Here is a 17,208-nt window from a genome sequence, read left to right as displayed (position 1 = left end):
GGACCATGACGGACCCCGCGCTGCCCGCCTACCCGCACGCCCACCGCCTCGACCTCGTCGAGGACCTCCACACCCACCGCGTCGCCGACCCCTACCGCTGGCTCGAGGACGCGAGCGACCCCGACACCGAGCGCTGGTCGGCCGAGCAGGACGCGCTCTACGCCGCGTACCGCGCGCGGTTCGACGCCCTGGGCGGCGCGTTCGCGACAGAGCGCCTGACCGCGCGGCTCGGCGAGCTGCTCGGCGCCGGCTTCGTGTCGACGCCGGCGTGGCGCGGCGGTCGGCGGTTCTTCTCGCGGCGCGCGGGCGACCAGGAGCACGCGGTCGTCGTGGTCGCCGAGGGCGACGACGAGCGGGTGCTGCTCGACCCCGTCGCGCTCGACCCGGCAGGGACCACGACGCTCGACGCCTGGCAGCCGTCCAAGGAGGGCGAGCGCCTCGCGTACCAGGTGTCGACCGGCGGCACGGAGGAGAGCGTGCTGCGCGTGCTCGACGTCGCGACCGGCGAGGTGGTCGACGGGCCGATCGACCGCGCGCGCTACTCCCCCGTGGCGTGGCTGCCCGGCGGCGAGGCGTTCTTCTACGTGCGCCGGCTGGCGCCCGAGCTGCTGCCCGAGGACGAGCGGCAGTACCACCGCCGCGTGTGGCTGCACCGCGTCGGGACGCCCGCCGACCAGGACGTCGAGGTGTTCGGCGCGGGCCTCGACCACACGAACTACTACGGCGTCTCGGTGTCGCGCGACGGTCGCTGGCTCATCGTCTCGGCGTCCGCGGGCACGGCGCCGCGCACCGACGTCTGGATCGCCGAGATCGCCGCGGACGCCGCCGCGCCCGCGTTCGTCGAGGTCGCCGTCGGGCTCGACGCCGAGACGGGCGCGTGGGTCGCGCGCGACGGTCGCCTGTACGTCCACACCGACCAGGACGCGCCGCGCGGCCGACTCGCCGTCACCGACCCCGAGCGGCCGGGCGTCGAGCACTGGACGACGCTCCTGGCGGAGCGCGCGGACGCGGTGCTCGAGGACGTGGCGTTCACCGACGGCGGCGACGACGAGCGCGTGCCCACGCTGCTGCTCGCGTCGTGGCGCCGCCACGCGGTCAGCGAGGTCACGACGCACGACCCGGCGACCGGCGAGGCCACCGGCGCGCTCGAGCTGCCCGGCCTCGGGTCCATCTCGGGGCTCGTGACCCGACCCGAGGGCGGACCGGAGGTCTGGTTCTCGTACACCGACCACACGAGCGTCCCGGCCGTGCACCGCTTCGACGAGCGCACGCGGCGCGTGACGCTGTGGGCCTCGGCTCCCGGCGAGGTCCCCGACCTCCCGGACGTCGTCACGCGGCAGGTCGAGGCGACGAGCGCGGACGGCACGACCGTCCGCGCCTTCGTCGTCGCACGGGCCGACGCGGTCGACGCCGACGGCCGCCCGCTCGCGCCCGCGCCGACGATCCTCTACGGGTACGGCGGCTTCCAGATCTCGCTCGACCCGGCGTACTCGGCGACGACGCTCGCGTGGGTCGAGGCCGGCGGCGTCTACGTCGTCGCGAACCTGCGCGGCGGCGGCGAGGAGGGCGAGGACTGGCACCGCGCCGGCATGCGCGCCCACAAGCAGCACGTGTTCGACGACTTCCACGCGGTCGCGGAGCTGCTCGTGGCCGACGGCTGGACCACGACGGACCGCCTCGCGTGCTGGGGCGGCTCGAACGGCGGCCTGCTCGTGGGCGCGGCCCTGACGCAGCGCCCCGACCTGTTCGCGGCCGTCGTGTGCAGCGCCCCCTTGCTCGACATGGTCCGGTACCAGCGGTTCGGGCTCGGCGTCACGTGGACCGAGGAGTACGGCGACGCGGACGACGCCGAGCAGCTGGGCTGGCTGCTGGGCTACTCGCCGTACCACCACGTGGTGGACGGGACGGCGTACCCGGCCACGCTGTTCACCGTGTTCGAGGGCGACACGCGGGTCGACCCGCTGCACGCACGCAAGCTCGCTGCCGCGCTGCAGGCGGCGACGACGGGCGCGCCGGTGCTGGTGCGCCGCGAGACCGGCGTGGGGCACGGCGGCCGGGCGCTCTCGCGGACGATCGGGCTCACGGTCGAGCAGCTGCAGCACGTCGCGTGGCAGACGGGGCTGGCGGCGCCGGGCCGCCGCGCCGCCGAGCCCGCGCCCGTCGTCGTCGGCGAGGAGGGCCGGTGAGCCTCGCCGTGCGCGCGGCCGCGCTGCTCGCCGCTCCGGAGCCGACGCCGAGCCCGAGCGAGACGCCCGCCTACAAGCCCGCGGACGTCACGTCGCTCAACTCGTGGTGGGAGTGGTTCAAGGGGATCCCGCTGCACGTGATCCTCATCTGCGTCGTCAGCACGTTCATCCTCGTGCTGCTGCGCATCGTGATCCGCACGATCACCGACCACATCGCGGAGGGCACGCCCATCACCGAGCGTGCCGCGCGGCCGCTCGCCGACACGAGCGTCGGCAGCGCGCTGCTCAAGGCCGACCCGCTCGCCTCGGCGCGGCGTTCGCAGCGGTCGCGCACGCTCGGGTCGGTGCTGCGCTCGACGGCGGGCGTGATCGTCGGCTCGATCGCGCTGCTGCTCGTGCTCGACCAGCTCGGGGTCAACCTCGCGCCGTTCATCGCGTCCGCGGGCATCATCGGCGTCGCGTTCGGCTTCGGCGCGCAGAGCCTCGTCAAGGACTTCCTCACCGGCACGTTCATGCTCCTCGAGGACCAGTACGGCGTGGGCGACGTGGTCGACGTGGGCCCCGCGTCCGGGACCGTGGAGGCGGTCACCTTGCGCGTCACCAAGGTCCGCGACAACGACGGGACGCTCTGGTACGTGCCGAACGGCTCGATGCTCCGCGTCGGCAACAAGACGCAGGGCTGGTCGACCGCGGTCGTCGAGGTCGACGTCGACTACTTCGCCGACCTCGACCAGGTGCGCGAGCTGCTGATGGCCGCGGTGCGCAAGGTCGAGGCCGACCCGGAGCTCGGCCCGAAGCTGCAGGGCGAGCCGACGATCACGGGCATCGAGCGCCTCGCGGCCGACGCCGTGACGCTGCGCGTGCGGGTCCGCACGTCGCCCGCGACGCAGTGGGACGTGGCGCGGGCGCTGCGGACCGCGGCGCGCGCGGAGCTCGAGCGCGCCGGCATCCCGCTCGCGGGCCAGCGCGACCTGCTCGCCGCGCACCGAGCGGACCTCGCGGCGCGCGCCCCGGCGGCCGACGACGAGCCGACCTCGAGCACGACGCCCGACCCGCACGACACCTTCGTCGACGAGGCCCGCGACAACCGGGACGCCCGCCGCGCGGCACCCGACGACGAGCCCGGCTCGATCCCCGACCCGGAGCACGAGACGACGGCGGACGACGAGCCCTGACGGTCGGAGCCCCGCCTCGGCGGCCGCTCCGCCTCGTCATCCGCCTCGTGGCGGGGCGTGCTGCGCGCGAGCCGGGGTCAGGCCCGGTCGACGGGTCGGGGTCAGGCCCAGTCGAACAGCGGCGCGCCCGACTCGACCGTCACCCCGGCCTCGACGAGCGGCGTCAGGGCCGCCGGGTCGCCCTGCAGCGCGACGACGGGGCACACCGTCGCGAGCCCGGCGGCCGCGACGTCGACGGGTGACCAGCTGATGACGCGGTCGCCGGCGCGCACCTCGTCGCCCACGGCGACGTGCAGCGTGAACCCGAGGCCCGCGAGCCCGACGGTGTCGATGCCCAGGTGCACGAGCACCGAGCGGTCGTCCAGCAGCTCGAGCGCGAACGCGTGCGGGTGCAGCGCGCCGACGAGGCCGTCGACGGGCGCGACGACCGTCTGCCGCTGCGCGCGCAGCGGCTCGACCGCGAGTCCGGGGCCGACCATCTGGCCGGCGAACACCGGGTCCGGCACGTCCGCCATCGCGACGACGATGCCGGGGACCGGTGCGAGAACGCGGGTCGTCATGACCGCGTCCGCCCGCTCAGCGCAGGCTGTCGAGCTCGGCCGCGAGGTTGTCCGCCTCGGGGCCGACGATGACCTGCACGATGTGGCCCGAGCGGACGACGCCGAACGCGCCGCTCGCCTTGAGGGCCGCCTCGTCCACGAGGTGGGCGTCGGTCACCTCCACGCGCAGCCGCGTGATGCACGGCTCGAGGTCGACGACGTTCCCGTCGCCGCCCAGCGCTGCGAGGATCTGCTCTGCCTTGCTCAAGTGGACTCCCGGCTGGTGTGGCGCCGCCCGACCGGCGCGTCCAGCCAAGGTTATCCCTCGGACCGGCACGACCCGGTGCCGACGCCGCATCGTGGCGGGAGCGTCCCCGCGCGCGCCGGGGTCCGCGGCACGCGCCGAGGCCCGGCTGGCGTCGAGCGCCCGTCGGGGGCCAGGATGCGGGGGACGACGAGGAGGTCGCACGAGGTGAGCGGGCAGTTCCCCACGGTCATCACCGGCATCGGCGTGAGCCCCGGGCGCGTGGTCGCGCCCGCGGCACACCTGCCCGAACCCGTCGCCCAGCCGCCCCACGGCCGACGCCTCCCGCCGGGCAGCGACTACGCCGGCCAGGCCGCGCGCATCCCGGCGGCCTCGGAGGTCGTGCGTGCCGCGCTCGAGGCGGCCGCCGCCCGCGCGACCGGCGACACCGCCGAGATCCTCGAGGCGACCGCGGCGATCGCGGCGGACCCGTCGCTCGTCGCGGACGCCGAGCAGCGCGTGCTCACCGACCGGCTCGTGCCCGAGCGCGCCGTGTGGGAGGCGGCCGAGGCCGTGGCCGAGCAGTTCGAGGCGCTCGGCGGCTACTTCGCGGAGCGCACGCGCGACATCGCCGACGTCCGCGACCGGCTGGTCGCCGAGCTGACGGGCCGCCCGGCGCCCGGTGTGCCGGAGCGCGAGCAGCCGTTCGTCCTCGTCGCCGCCGACGTCGCACCGGCGCTCGTCGCGACGCTCGACGCACAGCGTGTGCTCGCGATCGTGACGGGCGCGGGCGGCCCCACGTCGCACACCGCGATCCTCGCGCGGGCGCGCGGCATCCCGACCGTGGTCGCCGCGCGCGGGGTCGACACCGCCGTCGCGGACGGCGCGCTCGTCGTCGTCGACGGGTCGGCCGGCACCGTGACCGTCGACCCGGACGAGGCCGCGGTCGCCGCCGCCCTCGCGCTCGCCGCGCAGGTGCGCACGTTCGACGGCGAGGGCCGGACCGCCGACGGGCAGCGCGTCGAGCTGCTCGCCAACGTGGGCGACCCTGCCGACGCACGCGCGGCCGCCGAGGCACGCGCCGAGGGCGTGGGCCTGTTCCGCACCGAGTTCCAGTTCCTCGACCGCGACGAGGCACCGACGCACGACGAGCAGGTCGCCGCGTACCGGCAGGTGCTCGCGCAGTTCCCGGGGCGCAAGGTGGTGATCCGCACGCTCGACGCGGGCGCCGACAAGCCGATGCCGTTCCTGACGAGCGACTCCGAGGCCAACCCGGCCCTCGGGGTGCGCGGCCTGCGCACCGCGGTCGAGCACCCCGAGGTCCTCGACGCGCAGCTGACCGCGATCGCCGACGCCGCGGCCGCCGAGTCGGCGACCGTCTGGGTCATGGCGCCGATGGTCGCGACCGTGGACGAGGCCGAGCAGTTCGTCACGACCTGCGCCAAGCACGGCCTCGACACCGCGGGGGTCATGGTCGAGGTGCCGAGTGCGGCCCTCCTGTCCGGCCCGATCCTGGCCCGCGCGGCGTTCGCCAGCATCGGCACGAACGACCTGACGCAGTACACGATGGCGGCCGACCGTCTCCTGGGTGCCGTCGCCGAGCTGTCGGACCCGTGGCAGCCCGCCGTGCTCGCGCTCGTCGCCGCGACGTGCGCGGGCGGTGCGCAGCAGGGGCGCCCCGTCGGCGTCTGCGGCGAGGCCGCCGCGTCGCCCGCGCTCGCCGTGGTGCTCGTGGGGCTCGGCGTGTCCTCGCTCTCGATGACGTCGCGCGCGCTGCCCGACGTGGCCGCGGTGCTCGCCGCCACGACCGGCGACGAGTGCCGGCGGCTCGCGCAGCTCGCGCTCGCGGCGCCCTCGGCGGCCGACGCGCGCGCCGTGGTGCGGGCCGGGCTCCCGGTGCTGGCGGAGCTGGGGCTCTGACCACGGCGACCGCGAGCTGCCCTGCGCGACCTGCCGCGCGGATCACGCCGTCGGGCGCACGTCGCGGCCGTCCGCGCGTGTGAGGATGGCTGCCGTGATGCGACCCGACTCGTTCTACGCGGCGGTCGGCGGCCACGAGACGTTCGTCAAGCTCGTCGACGAGTTCTACCGCGGCGTCGCGGACGACCCGGTGCTGCGCGACATGTACCCCGAGGAGGACCTCGGGCCCGCCGCGCAGCGGCTCACGATGTTCCTCGAGCAGTACTGGGGCGGTCCGACCACGTACTCCGACCAGCGCGGCCACCCGCGGCTGCGCATGCGCCATGCGCCGTTCAAGGTGAACCCGGACGCGCGCGACCGCTGGCTGCGCCACATGCGGGCAGCCGTCGACTCGCTCGACCTCGCGCCGCTGCACCGCGCCGAGCTGTGGGACTACCTCGAGCGCGCCGCCCACTCGATGCTCAACACCTTCGAGGACTGACGCCGCGCCGACAGCCGGCCTGGTCGAACCCCGCTCCCGAACCGGAGGCCGAACGGACGATGACGAGCCCGACCCCCGACCCGATGGCGCACGTGCTCGGCGTGCTCGACGTCGCCGCCGACCCCGACCGGCCCGACGCGTTCACCGGCGCGAGCCTGCCGCAGCCGGGCGGCCGCGTCTTCGGCGGCCAGGTGCTCGCGCAGTCGCTGCTCGCCGCCGGACGGACCGTGCCCGACGGGCGGCTCCCCCACTCGGTGCACGGCTACTTCCTGCGCGCCGGCGCGGTCGCGGAGCCGATCGAGTTCGCCGTCGAGCGCCTGCGCGACGGACGTTCGTTCACCGCGCGCCGCACGCACGCCATCCAGGGCGGCGCGCCGATCCTGTCGATGATCACGTCGTTCCAGGAGCACCAGGACGGCATCGACTACCAGGACGAGATGCCCGCGGACGTCCCGGCCCCGGAGGACGTGCCGTCGGCGTTCGACGAGATGGGCCACCTCGACCACCCCGTCGCCAAGTTCTGGACCCAGGAGGCCGCATTCGACGTGCGGCACGCGCACGGCTCGCTCTACCTCGGGCCCGGGCCGCGCGACCACGGGCGCCAGCTCGTGTGGTTCCGCGCGCGCGGCGCCGTGCCGGACGACCAGCTGCTGCACCGCGCGCTGCTCGCGTACGCGTGCGACCAGGTGATGCTCGAGCCGATCCTGCGCCGCGCGGGCCAGTCGTGGGTGACGCCCGGCCTGTCGATCGCGAGCCTCGACCACGCCATGTGGTGGCACCGCGACGTGCGCGTCGACGACTGGCTGCTCTACGTGCAGTCGACGCCGAGCGCGCAGGGCGGCCGGGGGCTGGGCGCGGCGCGCGTGTTCACGCGCCAGGGCGTGCTCGTCGCGTCGATCGCGCAGGAGGGGATGGTCCGCGTCCCGGACTGAAGGCAGCCGCCGGGCGCTCGTCGTCGGCGAGCGCGGTTCCAGGCGCCGGGTGACACTGACGCGCATGGTCCGGCTGAGACGCGTGCGCATCGACTCCCCCGGCTGGACACGCCGCCAGGCCGGCCGGGGTTTCGTCTACCTCGACCTCGACCGGTCGCGCATCACGGACGAGCTCGCGCTCGAGCGCATCGACCACCTGGCGATCCCCCCTGCCTGGCGCGACGTCTGGATCAGCCCGTTCCCGAACGGCCACATCCAGGCGGCCGGCCTCGACGCGGCCGAGCGCCGCCAGTACCTGTACCACGACCAGTGGCGGCTGCGACGTGACCGGCTCAAGCACGACCGCGTGCTCGAGATCGCCCGGCGCCTGCCGGCGGCGCGGCGGACCGTCCGCCGCGACCTCGACCTCCCCGGCATGCCGCGCGCCAAGGTGCTCGCGCTCGCGTTCCGGCTGCTCGACCTCGCCTACCTGCGCGTCGGCGGCGAGGGCTACGCGCTGCAGCACGGCTCGTACGGGCTCGCGACCCTCCTGCGCTCGCACGTCGAGGTCCTGCCGCCCGCGAGCGACGGCGACGAGGGCCGAGTCCACCTGCACTTCCCCGCCAAGTCCGGGCAGGTGCGGGACACGATCGTCGAGGACGACGTCGTCGCCACGACCGTGCGCCACCTCGTGCGACGCGACGACGTCGGCGAGGAGCTGCTCGCCTGGCTCGACGACGACGGCACGTGGCACGACGTGACGAGCGCGGACGTCGGCGCCGACGTCAAGGCGCGGCTCGGCGACGAGGCGACGCCCAAGGACTTCCGCACGTGGCACGCGACCGTGCTCGCCGCGCGCGGCCTCGCCGACGCGGGGCCACCGCCGGCCAGCGAGCGCGCGCGCCGCCGGGCCGTCACCGAGGTCGTCCGCGCGGTCGCCGAGGAGCTCGGGAACACGCCCGCCGTCTGCCGGGCGTCGTACATCGACCCGCGCATCGTCGACCTGTGGGCGCACGGCGAGACGATCCGGCCGACGCGGTCGCAGGCGGTCGCCGAGCGGCGGACGCTGGAGCTGCTGGCCTGACCTGACGCCGAACCCGCGCACACCCGCGCGGCGCCGCCGTGAGTCCCTCCGCGCGGCTCGGCGCGGTGCCGCCGGCAGTGGTCGGTGGACGGCTCAGCCGGCCGGGGCCAGCCCCACGTCGACGAGCGCGCGCGCCGCGGCGACCGCCTGCCGGCCCGACTCGCCGTTCCGGTCCATGCGGACCCCGAGCCCGGCGCCGTCGTACACCATGACGAGCTGCCGCGCGAGCGTGTCGGGGTCGGACGCACCGGCGTCGCGCGCGAGCCCGACCAGCAGGTCGACCAGCCAGCCGCGGAACTCGCGGGACGTCTGCATCGCGACGTCGTCGCCGTCGGACTCGGCACTCGCGCGGACGAACGCGCACCCGCGGTAGTCGGGGGCGGTGATGCGGTCCGCGAGCGTCTCGAACACGGCGAGCAGCCGGTCGCGCGGTGTCGTGGCGCGACCGAGCGCCTGCTCCAGACGTGCGCGGATCCGCTCGTGGCGCGACTCGAGGTAGGCCCGCACGAGCGCGTCCTTGCTGCCGTACGTGCTGTACAGCGACGCCTTGGCGACACCCGCGCGCTCGATGACGCGGTCGATGCCGACGGTGTGCACGCCCTCGGCGTAGAAGAGCTCGTCCGCTGCGGCGAGGAGGCGCTCGCGCGGCGTCCCCGCGAGGGGTTCGACGGTCTGGGTTCCGGCCATGACTTGACGATAACAGACAGGTCTGTCTACTGTCAGGACATGGCCCAGACAGACCTGTCTGTTCTGCCACAGCCGCTCCCAGCGGCCCGAGCTCCAGGAGTCGTCATGACCGCAGTCGCCGTCCCCGTTCGGCGGACGCTCCCCGCGGGCGCCACGTTCGTCCTGCTCGCCTCGATCGTGCTGTTCTTCCTCGCCGGCTCGAGCGCGCCGACGCCGCTGTACGGCCGGTACGCGGCGCAGTGGGGCTTCACGGCGAGCACCACGACGGTCGTCTTCGGGGTGTACGCGATCGCCGTGCTGGCCTCGCTCCTCGTCGCGGGCCGGCTCTCGGACCACGTCGGGCGCCGGCCGGTGCTGCTCGCCGGCGTCGCGGGCCAGCTCGTCGCGATGGCCGTGTTCACCACAGCGAGCGGCGTCACCGAGCTGCTCGTCGCCCGCGTCGTCCAGGGGCTCGCGACGGGAGCCGCGGCGGCAGCTGTCGGCGCCGCGTTGGTGGACGTCTCGACGCGCCACGGCGCGCTGACGAACGCGGTGGCGGCGCCGCTCGGCACGGCGCTCGGGTCGATCGGCGGCGCGCTGCTCGTCGCACACCTGCCCGCTCCGACGCACCTCGTCTACGACGTCCTCGCCGCCGTCTTCCTGCTGCAAGGCCTCGGCGTGCTCCTGATGGCCGAGACGGTGGCGACGCGCCCCGGCGCCCGCGCGTCGCTGCGGCCGACCGTGAACGCACCCGCCGCGACCCGCCGCGCACTGGCCGTCGCCGTCCCGGCGCTCCTCGCCGGCTGGTCGATCGCGGGCCTCTACGGCGCACTCGGCCCGGCGATCGTGCGCCAGCTCGGGCACTCGACGTCGGTGGTCGCCGGTGGCGCGTCGCTCGCGGTCGTCGCGGGCACCGCGGCGCTCGGGGTGTACGTGCTGCGCGGTGTCGAGCCGGGCCGCACGCTGGCGGTGGTCATCCCGCTCATGGCCGTCGGCGTCGCGATCACGCTCGCGGGGGTCGTCGCCGAGAGCCAGCCGCTGTTCTTCGCCGGCAGCGTCGTGGCCGGCATCGCGTTCGGCGGCGTGTTCAGCGCAAGCATCCGCACGACGGTCCCGCTGGCGGCGCCGCACGAGCGCGCCGGGGTGCTCGCGGTCGTCTACGTCGCGTCGTACGTCGGGCTCGGCATCCCGGCGATCGTGGCGGGCTACCTCGTCGTGCACGGGAGCGGGCTGCGCCAGACCGTGATCGAGTACGGCGCCGCGGTGGTGGCGCTGACAGCCGTCGCCTTCGTGGCACTGCTCCGCAGTCGCCGCGGCGCGGCCCGGGCCCAGGCCCAGATCGGAGCCACCGCGGCCGCGACCACGGCGCCGAGTGGCGTCGACGCGGAGCTCTCCGCCGCGCCGCACGACGAGGACCGCGTGGTCACCGCCGGCCGATGACCGGAGCGGCGATGCCCGGCCCCAGAAGGGCGGGCATCGCCGTGCCTGACCGGGGGCCGCCCGCGGCGGCGCCTCGGCTCGGTGGGTGAGCAGCCGGGACCGGGCCGAGGCTGCCCTGACGTCAGCGCCCGCGACGGCGGTGCTGGATCGGCTCCCCCACGTAGGGCTGCCAGGCATCGCGCTCGGCGGCGCCGATCCGCACCGGGTCGCCCGACGTCGCGTCGACCAGCACGATCGTCGTCGTCGCGCGGGCGTACACCGTGCTCGTGGGCGACGACGACGGCTCGTCACGGACCTCGTAGCAGACGTCGAGGCTCGCTCCCCCGAGGTGCCCGAGCCACGTCTCGACGACGATCGGCGTACGGCGGTAGCCGAGCGGCTTGAGGTACTCGATCTCCTGCCGCGCGATCAGCGTCGACACGACCGCGCCGGGCCCCGCGTCGAGCACGGCGGTCGGGTACAGCGCCTCGGGCCGCTGGCCGTCGGGGCCGGCCGGGTGGCTCCAGAACGCCGAGATCCGGGCCTCCTCGAGCAGGCGCAGCATCTCTGCGTTGTTGACGTGCTGGTACGCGTCCAGGTCGGACCAGCGCAGCTGGACCGGGACCTCGAGCCGGGCCATCGGACTCCTCGTCGCGACCCAGCCCCCAGGGCCGGGCGTCACCCGGCCGGGACAGCGCGAGCGCCCGCCCCCGGCCGGTGGGAGCGGGCGCTCGGCCGCGTCAGTCGCGGCGCAGCTTGCGGTACGTCACGCGGTGCGGCCGCGCGGCATCGGCGCCCAGGCGGGCGACCTTGTTCTCCTCGTAGGCCGCGAAGTTGCCCTCGAACCAGTACCAGTTCGCGGGGTCCTCCTCCGTGCCCTCGTAGGCCAGGATGTGCGTCGCGACCCGGTCGAGGAACCAGCGGTCGTGGGAGACCACGACCGCGCAGCCCGGGAAGTCGAGCAGCGCGTTCTCGAGCGAGCCGAGCGTCTCCACGTCGAGGTCGTTGGTCGGCTCGTCCAGCAGCAGCAGGTTGCCGCCCTGCTTGAGGGTCAGCGCCAGGTTGAGGCGGTTGCGCTCGCCACCCGACAGGACGCCCGCCGGCTTCTGCTGGTCCGGGCCCTTGAAGCCGAAGGCCGCGACGTAGGCGCGTGAGGGCATCTCGACGTTGCCGACCTTGAGGAAGTCGAGGCCGTCGGAGACGACCTCCCACAGGGTCTTCTTCGGGTCGATGCCGCCACGGCTCTGGTCGACGTACGAGATCGAGACGGTCTCGCCGACCTTGAGGTTGCCCGCGTCCAGCGGCTCGAGGCCGACGATCGTCTTGAAGAGGGTCGTCTTCCCGACGCCGTTCGGGCCGATGACGCCCACGATGCCGTTGCGCGGCAGCGTGAAGCTGAGCCCGTCGATGAGCGTGCGCCCGTCGAAGCCCTTGACCAGGTCGTTCGCCTCGAGGACCACGCTGCCCAGGCGGGGGCCCGGCGGGATCTGGATCTCCTCGAAGTCGAGCTTGCGCGTCCGCTCGGCCTCGGCAGCCATCTCCTCGTAGCGCGCGAGACGAGCCTTCGACTTGGTCTGGCGGCCCTTGGCGTTCTGCCGCACCCACTCGAGCTCGTCCTTCAGGCGCTTCGCGAGCTTGGCGTCCTTCTTGCCCTGGACCTGCAGGCGCTCCTGCTTCTTCTCCAGGTACGTCGAGTAGTTGCCCTCGTACGGGTAGAGGCGGCCGCGGTCGACCTCGCAGATCCACTCGGCGATGTTGTCGAGGAAGTACCGGTCGTGCGTGACCGCGAGGATCGCGCCCGGGTAGCTCTTGAGGTGCTGCTCGAGCCACTGCACCGACTCGGCGTCGAGGTGGTTGGTCGGCTCGTCGAGCAGCAGCAGGTCGGGCTTCTCGAGCAGGAGCTTGCACAGTGCGACGCGGCGGCGCTCGCCACCCGAGAGGACCTTCACGTCGGCGTCGGCGGGCGGGCAGCGCAGCGCGTCCATCGCCTGCTCGAGCTGCGCGTCGAGGTCCCACGCGTCGGCCGCGTCGATGGCCTCCTGCAGGTGGCCCATCTCAGCGAGCAGGGCGTCGAAGTCCGCGTCGGGCTCCGCCATGAGCGCCGAGATCTCGTTGTAGCGGTCGAGCTTGCCCTTGATCTCGGCCACGCCCTCCTCGACGTTGCCGAGCACCGTCTTGTCGTCGTTGAGCGGCGGCTCCTGCTGGAGGATCCCGACCGTGTAGCCCGGGCTCAGGCGCGCCTCGCCGTTCGACGGCTGGTCGAGCCCGGCCATGATCTTGAGGATCGTGGACTTTCCGGCGCCGTTCGGGCCGACGACGCCGATCTTGGCGCCGGGGAGGAAGTTCAGGGAGACGTCGTCGAGGATGACCTTGTCTCCGTGCGCCTTGCGCGCCTTGTACATGGTGTAGATGAACTCAGCCACTGGCTCGTCGTCCGCCTCGGTGTCGCGTCGGTCGGGGTTCGTGGGCCGCGGCGCCCCTCCCGACGCGCGGCACAGCATGCTGCGCGCGTCGGGAGGTCGCCGGGATGCCGGTCCCCCAGCCTAGGCGATCAGTGCGCCGCGGCCAGCGCCGGACGGCCCGCAGCGAGCACCGCGACGGAGGCGTCGGGCGTCCCGTCGTCCGTCTCCTCCTCCAGCTCGTCCGGCTCGCCGTCGTCGTCCACCGCCACGAAGCCCGACAGGTCCACGGGCTGCCCGTCGGTGCCGGGCCCGTCGCCGGGTGCCTCGGTGGCTCCGTCCGCGCTCCGGGTCGCCGAGGTCCTCGCGAAGTGCGCGGTGCCGCGCGTCAGGTCGTGGCCGAACGAGGTGGCCGTGAGGACGACGCCGAAGTGCGAGCCGCTGTCGTTCGTCCACTCCTCGGTGGAGAGGCGGCCGTGGACGAGGACCGCGTCGCCCGTGCGCAGCGACTGCGCGGCGTTCCGCGCCGCCTGCCTGAACACCTTGACGGTGAACCACAGCGTCTCGCCGTCGCGCCACCCGCCCGCGGCGTCGCGCACACGCGCCGTGTGCGCCATGCGGAACATCGCGAACGGCGTGCCGCCGTCGTCCGCGTGGAAGATGCGCACCTCGCTGCCGACCACGCCCGCGACCGTCAGGTCGACGTCGTTCTTGCTCATGGAGTCCTCCGCTGACCGGTGCCCCGACCGGTGCGGGGCTCGTGATGCCAGCCTCGGAGCGCGGGCCCGATCGCCTCGGCGCGCGTGCCCGATCCGTGGAGCGGGCACGCGATCACGGGGCTGTGGGCGGCTCGTGCGCCGCGTGGCAGCCGCACCCTGCCCGCGATCCGTCGTCGTCCACGTCGCCTCGCGCCGCGTGGCCTTCCGTCAGCGTCGTGCGGCGTCCGCCGGCCTGGGCGTTCCGTCAGCCGCGCGCGCGGTCCGTCAGCTCCCGCACACGCCGGTGCTCGTCCACCACCTGCCGCACGGGCGCCACGAGGCGCGCCTGAACCGCGCGCTCGACCGCCGCGCGCCCGTCCCGCAGCACCGCCGCGGCCCGCCGCCCCGCCGCCGCGCGCCGGACTGCCGCGGCCCCGAGCAGGGCGGCCACCCCCGCGACGAGCGCGACCCCGGCCGCCACGAGCGGCCACCACGCGCCGCCACCCCCGCCGAGGCGCGACCCGACCCCGACCGCGGCGAACCCGAGCGCGACGACCCCGAGCAGCACAGCGAGCACGGTCAGGCCGAGCGCGAGCCCCGATCGCCGCGCCATGAGCGACACGCTCGCGAGCTCGGCCGTCACCGCGTCCCGCAGCTCGGCGGCGCTCGCCGCGCGCGCGTCGGCATCGCCCGCCCACCGGCGTGGCAGCCCGCTCGTCGCGGCACCGAGCCACTGCGCGCGCGCGAGGGCCGCGACGTCGTGCGACACCGGGCCGAACCCGCGTCCGGGGGCGTCCACGCCGCGCACGCCGGCGGCCACCGCCGACGCCACGGCCGGGAGGCCCGTCGCCCCGGCGAGCGTGTCGACCGCGTCGTTCGTCACCAGAGCCCCGGGCGGTGGCTCACGGTCCGCGACCTGCGTCGCGAGCTCGTCCGCCGCGTCGCGCACGTCCGCCCCGACGCGCTGCGCGGCCAGGGAGCGGGACGCGACGACGTTCGTCAGCGATCCCCGCAGCGCGCCGACCCCGGTGCCGGTGCGTGCCGACGCGGCGATCACGGGCACACCCGTCAGGCCGTCGGCGAGCAGCAGCCGCTCGACGTCGGCGAGCAGCTCCTCGCGCTGCTCCTCCGGCACGGTGTCGAGCTGGTTGAGCACGACGACCATCGACCCCTCGTGGCCCACGAGCCGCTGCAGGTACCCGGTGTGCAGCGCGTCGTCCGCGTACTTCTGCGGGTCGACGACCCACATCAGCAGGTCGGCCTGCGGCAGCAGCCGGTTCACGACCTCGCGGTGCTCGGGCGCGATCGAGTCGTGGTCGGGCAGGTCCAGGAGCACGAGCCCGCGCAGCGGCGCCTCGGTCTCCCCGTCGAGCTCGCTCTCGCGGCGGATGCGCCGGTCGCGCGCCACGCCGAGCCAGTCGAGGAGCTCGGGCGCGTCGCCGCCCCACACGCACGCGGTGACCTCCGACGTCGTCGGACGCTTGACGCCCACCTCGGCGAACTGGAGGCCCGACACGGCGTTGAACAGCGTCGACTTGCCCGAGCCGGTGCCGCCGACGAGCGCGACGATCGTGTGGTCCACGCCGAGGGACAGCCGTGCCTGGACGCGGTCGACCGCATCGGTGACGCGCTCGACGACCGCGGCGTCGAGGCGGTCGCCGCCCACGGCCACGGCCTCACGCAGCGCGCCGACCCGCGCGGTGAGCTCCGCGCCGTCCTCGCCCAGCGACCCGGCGCTCACGTGAGCCCCTTGAGGACCGCGAGCCGGAGTCTCAGCCGCGAGGCGGCGTCGTCCGCGAGGTCCTCCTGCGCGAGCGGCGCGGCGGCCGCGGCGCGTTCCTGCGCGACGAGCGCGGGGACGTGGCCCAGCAGGTCGTCCCGCAGCGAGGCGACCGCGCGGTCCGCGACATCGTCGCCGACGAGCGTGCGCAGCAGCGTCGCGGCCTCGTCGACACCGGCCGCCGCGGCGAGCGCGATCCCGCCCAGCGTGTCGACACCGACCGCCTTCTCGACCTGCCGGCGACGCTTGGCCGCGCGCTGCGCGTCGCGCGACCGGTCACCGTCGTCGGCCGCGGTCGTCAGCGACAGACGGACCGCCCGCACGCCCTGCGCCGTCCACTCGCGTGCCGCGCGCTCGGCCGAGCGACCTCGGTCGTCGCGCACGGCGCGGCGGTCCCACGCGCCACGCACCGACGCCGCCCCGACGGGAGCGCCCGTACCCTCGAGCACGTCCGCGAGCGCCTCCTCGGCGTGGCCGCCCGCAGCAGCGAACGCCGCCGCCGCGGCCCGCCGCAGCTCGTCCACGAGCGGCTCGACCGCCGCCGCGCGCGCCGTCGCGTCGCGCGCCGAGCCCGCCACCCGGCCGGATCCCTTGACGAGCCCCGCGAGCGGCGCGCCGGGCGCGGTCAGCCCCGCCCATCGGGCTCGTACGGCCCCGTCGGCGACGGCGCCGCCCCGCAGCGAGCTCTGCGCTGCGTCGACGGGTGCGACGACGGCGTCGTCCAGCGCCGCCGCGATGCCCGCCGCCGCGTCGACCTGGTCCTGGACCGCCTCCGCGAGCTCGTCGACCCACGGCCGCAGCGCGGCGAACGCCCCGCGCAACGTGCGGGCGATCACGGTGCGCGACCGGTCGGGACCCGCGAGGTTCGTCAGCCACCGCTGCACGGGCGCGACGACGGCCGCGTCGAGGAGCCCCTCGTGCGGGCCGAGGTCCGGCACCACGAACAGCGGCGAGCCGTCCATGCCGTGCGCCCGCAGCCGGTCGAGCAGGTCGCCGCGCACGGTGGGCAGCGATGCGGGCGGCACGCGGTTGAGCACCATCGCGATCGACGCTCCGCGCTGCACGGCCGCCTCGAGCACCCGCCACGGGAGCGCGTCGCCGTAGCGCGCGGCGGTCGTCACGAACAGCCACAGGTCGGCCGCCTCGAGCAGCCGGTGCGCCTGGTCGCGGTTCGACTCGAGCACGCTGTCGAGGTCGGGCGCGTCGAGCATGGCCACCCCGCGAGGCACGAGGTCCGACGTGACGACGTCGACGGCGTCGAGCATGGGCAGGTGCGCCACGAGCTCGGCATCCAGCGGGTGGTGCACCAGGACGGGCCGGCGCGTCGTCGGCCGCAGGACCCCGGCGGCGCTGACCTCGGCGCCGACCAGCGAGTTCACCAGCGTCGACTTGCCCGCGCCCGTCGAGCCGGCAACGACCACGACCGCGGGCGCCGACAGCTGCGTGAGCCGCGGGATCAGGTGCTCCCCCAGCTGGTCCACGAGCCGGGCGCGTGACGCCCGCGCCGAGTCGGTGCCCGGCAGGTCGAGCGGGAACGACGTCGCCTCGACGTCGCGACGCAGGTCCTTCACCGCGTCGAGCAGAGAGGTGGCGGCGAGCGGTCGAGCGAGCACGGCACGCGGGTCGTCGGCGACGTGCCGGGGGTGCACGGGCTCCGGCGGCGCCGCGGTCCCTGGCTGCACGCTCACACCCGCCATTCTCCCGGT

15 protein-coding genes are annotated in these 17,208 nt (G+C 75.4%); 7 read left to right on the top strand and 8 right to left on the bottom strand.

Annotation, left to right across the window (positions count from 1 at the left end; genetic code table 11):
- Nucleotides 1-5 precede the first annotated feature (5 nt).
- Together QRT04_RS13555 and QRT04_RS13550 are read left to right on the top strand one after the other, a co-directional pair.
- The gene (locus tag QRT04_RS13555; protein WP_289456027.1) at nucleotides 6-2,186 is read left to right on the top strand and encodes a prolyl oligopeptidase family serine peptidase; all 2,181 of its coding nucleotides are present in this window, start codon (nucleotides 6-8) and stop codon (nucleotides 2,184-2,186) included.
- Nucleotides 2,183-3,361, top strand: a complete 1,179-nt coding sequence (locus QRT04_RS13550) for a mechanosensitive ion channel family protein (protein ID WP_289456026.1) — start codon at nucleotides 2,183-2,185, stop codon at nucleotides 3,359-3,361. The genes QRT04_RS13555 and QRT04_RS13550 overlap by 4 nt, the downstream gene beginning before the upstream one ends.
- A 101-nt stretch (nucleotides 3,362-3,462) precedes the next feature.
- Here QRT04_RS13550 and QRT04_RS13545 read toward each other — a convergent pair whose 3' ends face one another.
- Together QRT04_RS13545 and QRT04_RS13540 are read right to left on the bottom strand one after the other, a co-directional pair.
- Nucleotides 3,463-3,921 (bottom strand): PTS sugar transporter subunit IIA, encoded by a 459-nt coding sequence (locus QRT04_RS13545; protein WP_289456025.1) that lies wholly within the window; start codon nucleotides 3,919-3,921, stop codon nucleotides 3,463-3,465.
- Nucleotides 3,922-3,937: 16 nt separating this feature from the next.
- The gene (locus QRT04_RS13540; RefSeq protein WP_289456024.1) at nucleotides 3,938-4,168 is read right to left on the bottom strand and encodes a PTS glucose/sucrose transporter subunit IIB; all 231 of its coding nucleotides are present in this window, start codon (nucleotides 4,166-4,168) and stop codon (nucleotides 3,938-3,940) included.
- Nucleotides 4,169-4,342: 174 nt separating this feature from the next.
- Between QRT04_RS13540 and ptsP the strand changes: the two genes are divergently transcribed.
- The 4 genes from ptsP (at nucleotide 4,343) to QRT04_RS13520 (ending at nucleotide 8,540) form a co-directional block, all read left to right on the top strand.
- Nucleotides 4,343-6,064 (top strand): phosphoenolpyruvate--protein phosphotransferase, encoded by a 1,722-nt coding sequence (gene ptsP, locus QRT04_RS13535; RefSeq protein ID WP_407653627.1) that lies wholly within the window; start codon nucleotides 4,343-4,345, stop codon nucleotides 6,062-6,064.
- A gap of 97 nt (nucleotides 6,065-6,161) precedes the next feature.
- Entirely contained in the window at nucleotides 6,162-6,545 is a 384-nt protein-coding gene (locus tag QRT04_RS13530) for a globin (protein ID WP_289456364.1), read from the top strand.
- Nucleotides 6,546-6,604: 59 nt separating this feature from the next.
- Entirely contained in the window at nucleotides 6,605-7,477 is an 873-nt protein-coding gene (locus tag QRT04_RS13525) for an acyl-CoA thioesterase (protein ID WP_289456022.1), read from the top strand.
- Between the two features lie 64 nt (nucleotides 7,478-7,541).
- Nucleotides 7,542-8,540: a DNA topoisomerase IB gene (locus QRT04_RS13520; RefSeq protein ID WP_289456021.1), complete on the top strand. Its 999-nt coding sequence runs from the start codon at nucleotides 7,542-7,544 to the stop codon at nucleotides 8,538-8,540.
- 93 nt (nucleotides 8,541-8,633) lie between these two features.
- Here QRT04_RS13520 and QRT04_RS13515 read toward each other — a convergent pair whose 3' ends face one another.
- Entirely contained in the window at nucleotides 8,634-9,227 is a 594-nt protein-coding gene (locus QRT04_RS13515; protein WP_289456020.1) for a TetR/AcrR family transcriptional regulator, read from the bottom strand.
- 105 nt (nucleotides 9,228-9,332) lie between these two features.
- Between QRT04_RS13515 and QRT04_RS13510 the strand changes: the two genes are divergently transcribed.
- On the top strand, nucleotides 9,333-10,646 hold the full coding sequence (locus tag QRT04_RS13510) for an MFS transporter (protein ID WP_289456019.1): 1,314 nt from the start codon (nucleotides 9,333-9,335) through the stop codon (nucleotides 10,644-10,646).
- 121 nt (nucleotides 10,647-10,767) lie between these two features.
- Here the strand turns inward: QRT04_RS13510 and QRT04_RS13505 are convergent, their stop codons facing one another.
- From QRT04_RS13505 to QRT04_RS13485, 5 genes are all read right to left on the bottom strand, one after another.
- Nucleotides 10,768-11,265, bottom strand: coding sequence for an acyl-CoA thioesterase (locus QRT04_RS13505; protein ID WP_289456017.1), 498 nt, complete (start codon nucleotides 11,263-11,265; stop codon nucleotides 10,768-10,770).
- A 100-nt stretch (nucleotides 11,266-11,365) separates the two neighbouring features.
- Nucleotides 11,366-13,048 (bottom strand): energy-dependent translational throttle protein EttA, encoded by a 1,683-nt coding sequence (gene ettA, locus QRT04_RS13500; protein ID WP_289456016.1) that lies wholly within the window; start codon nucleotides 13,046-13,048, stop codon nucleotides 11,366-11,368.
- Nucleotides 13,049-13,176: 128 nt separating this feature from the next.
- A complete protein-coding gene (locus tag QRT04_RS13495) occupies nucleotides 13,177-13,743 on the bottom strand; it encodes a single-stranded DNA-binding protein (protein WP_289456015.1) in 567 nt (188 codons plus the stop codon).
- A 244-nt stretch (nucleotides 13,744-13,987) separates the two neighbouring features.
- Nucleotides 13,988-15,463: a GTPase gene (locus QRT04_RS13490; protein WP_289456013.1), complete on the bottom strand. Its 1,476-nt coding sequence runs from the start codon at nucleotides 15,461-15,463 to the stop codon at nucleotides 13,988-13,990.
- Entirely contained in the window at nucleotides 15,460-17,199 is a 1,740-nt protein-coding gene (locus QRT04_RS13485; protein WP_289456012.1) for a dynamin family protein, read from the bottom strand. The genes QRT04_RS13490 and QRT04_RS13485 overlap by 4 nt, the downstream gene beginning before the upstream one ends.
- Between the last annotated feature and the right edge of the window lie 9 nt (nucleotides 17,200-17,208).

The sequence above is a fragment of the Cellulomonas alba genome (assembly GCF_030362835.1).
Lineage (GTDB): Bacteria > Actinomycetota > Actinomycetes > Actinomycetales > Cellulomonadaceae > Cellulomonas > Cellulomonas alba.
This window is presented reverse-complemented; position numbering and strand designations above follow the sequence as displayed.

Coding starts and splice junctions, on each gene's coding strand:
- QRT04_RS13545 (WP_289456025.1), bottom strand. CDS start 3,921: ATGACGACCCGCGTTCTCGCACCGGTCCCCGGCATCGTCGTCGCGATG.
- ptsP (WP_407653627.1), top strand. CDS start 4,343: ATGCGGGGGACGACGAGGAGGTCGCACGAGGTGAGCGGGCAGTTCCCC.
- QRT04_RS13525 (WP_289456022.1), top strand. CDS start 6,605: ATGACGAGCCCGACCCCCGACCCGATGGCGCACGTGCTCGGCGTGCTC.
- QRT04_RS13505 (WP_289456017.1), bottom strand. CDS start 11,265: ATGGCCCGGCTCGAGGTCCCGGTCCAGCTGCGCTGGTCCGACCTGGAC.
- QRT04_RS13515 (WP_289456020.1), bottom strand. CDS start 9,227: ATGGCCGGAACCCAGACCGTCGAACCCCTCGCGGGGACGCCGCGCGAG.
- QRT04_RS13555 (WP_289456027.1), top strand. CDS start 6: ATGACGGACCCCGCGCTGCCCGCCTACCCGCACGCCCACCGCCTCGAC.
- QRT04_RS13520 (WP_289456021.1), top strand. CDS start 7,542: ATGGTCCGGCTGAGACGCGTGCGCATCGACTCCCCCGGCTGGACACGC.
- QRT04_RS13510 (WP_289456019.1), top strand. CDS start 9,333: ATGACCGCAGTCGCCGTCCCCGTTCGGCGGACGCTCCCCGCGGGCGCC.
- QRT04_RS13530 (WP_289456364.1), top strand. CDS start 6,162: ATGCGACCCGACTCGTTCTACGCGGCGGTCGGCGGCCACGAGACGTTC.
- QRT04_RS13495 (WP_289456015.1), bottom strand. CDS start 13,743: ATGAGCAAGAACGACGTCGACCTGACGGTCGCGGGCGTGGTCGGCAGC.
- QRT04_RS13485 (WP_289456012.1), bottom strand. CDS start 17,199: ATGGCGGGTGTGAGCGTGCAGCCAGGGACCGCGGCGCCGCCGGAGCCC.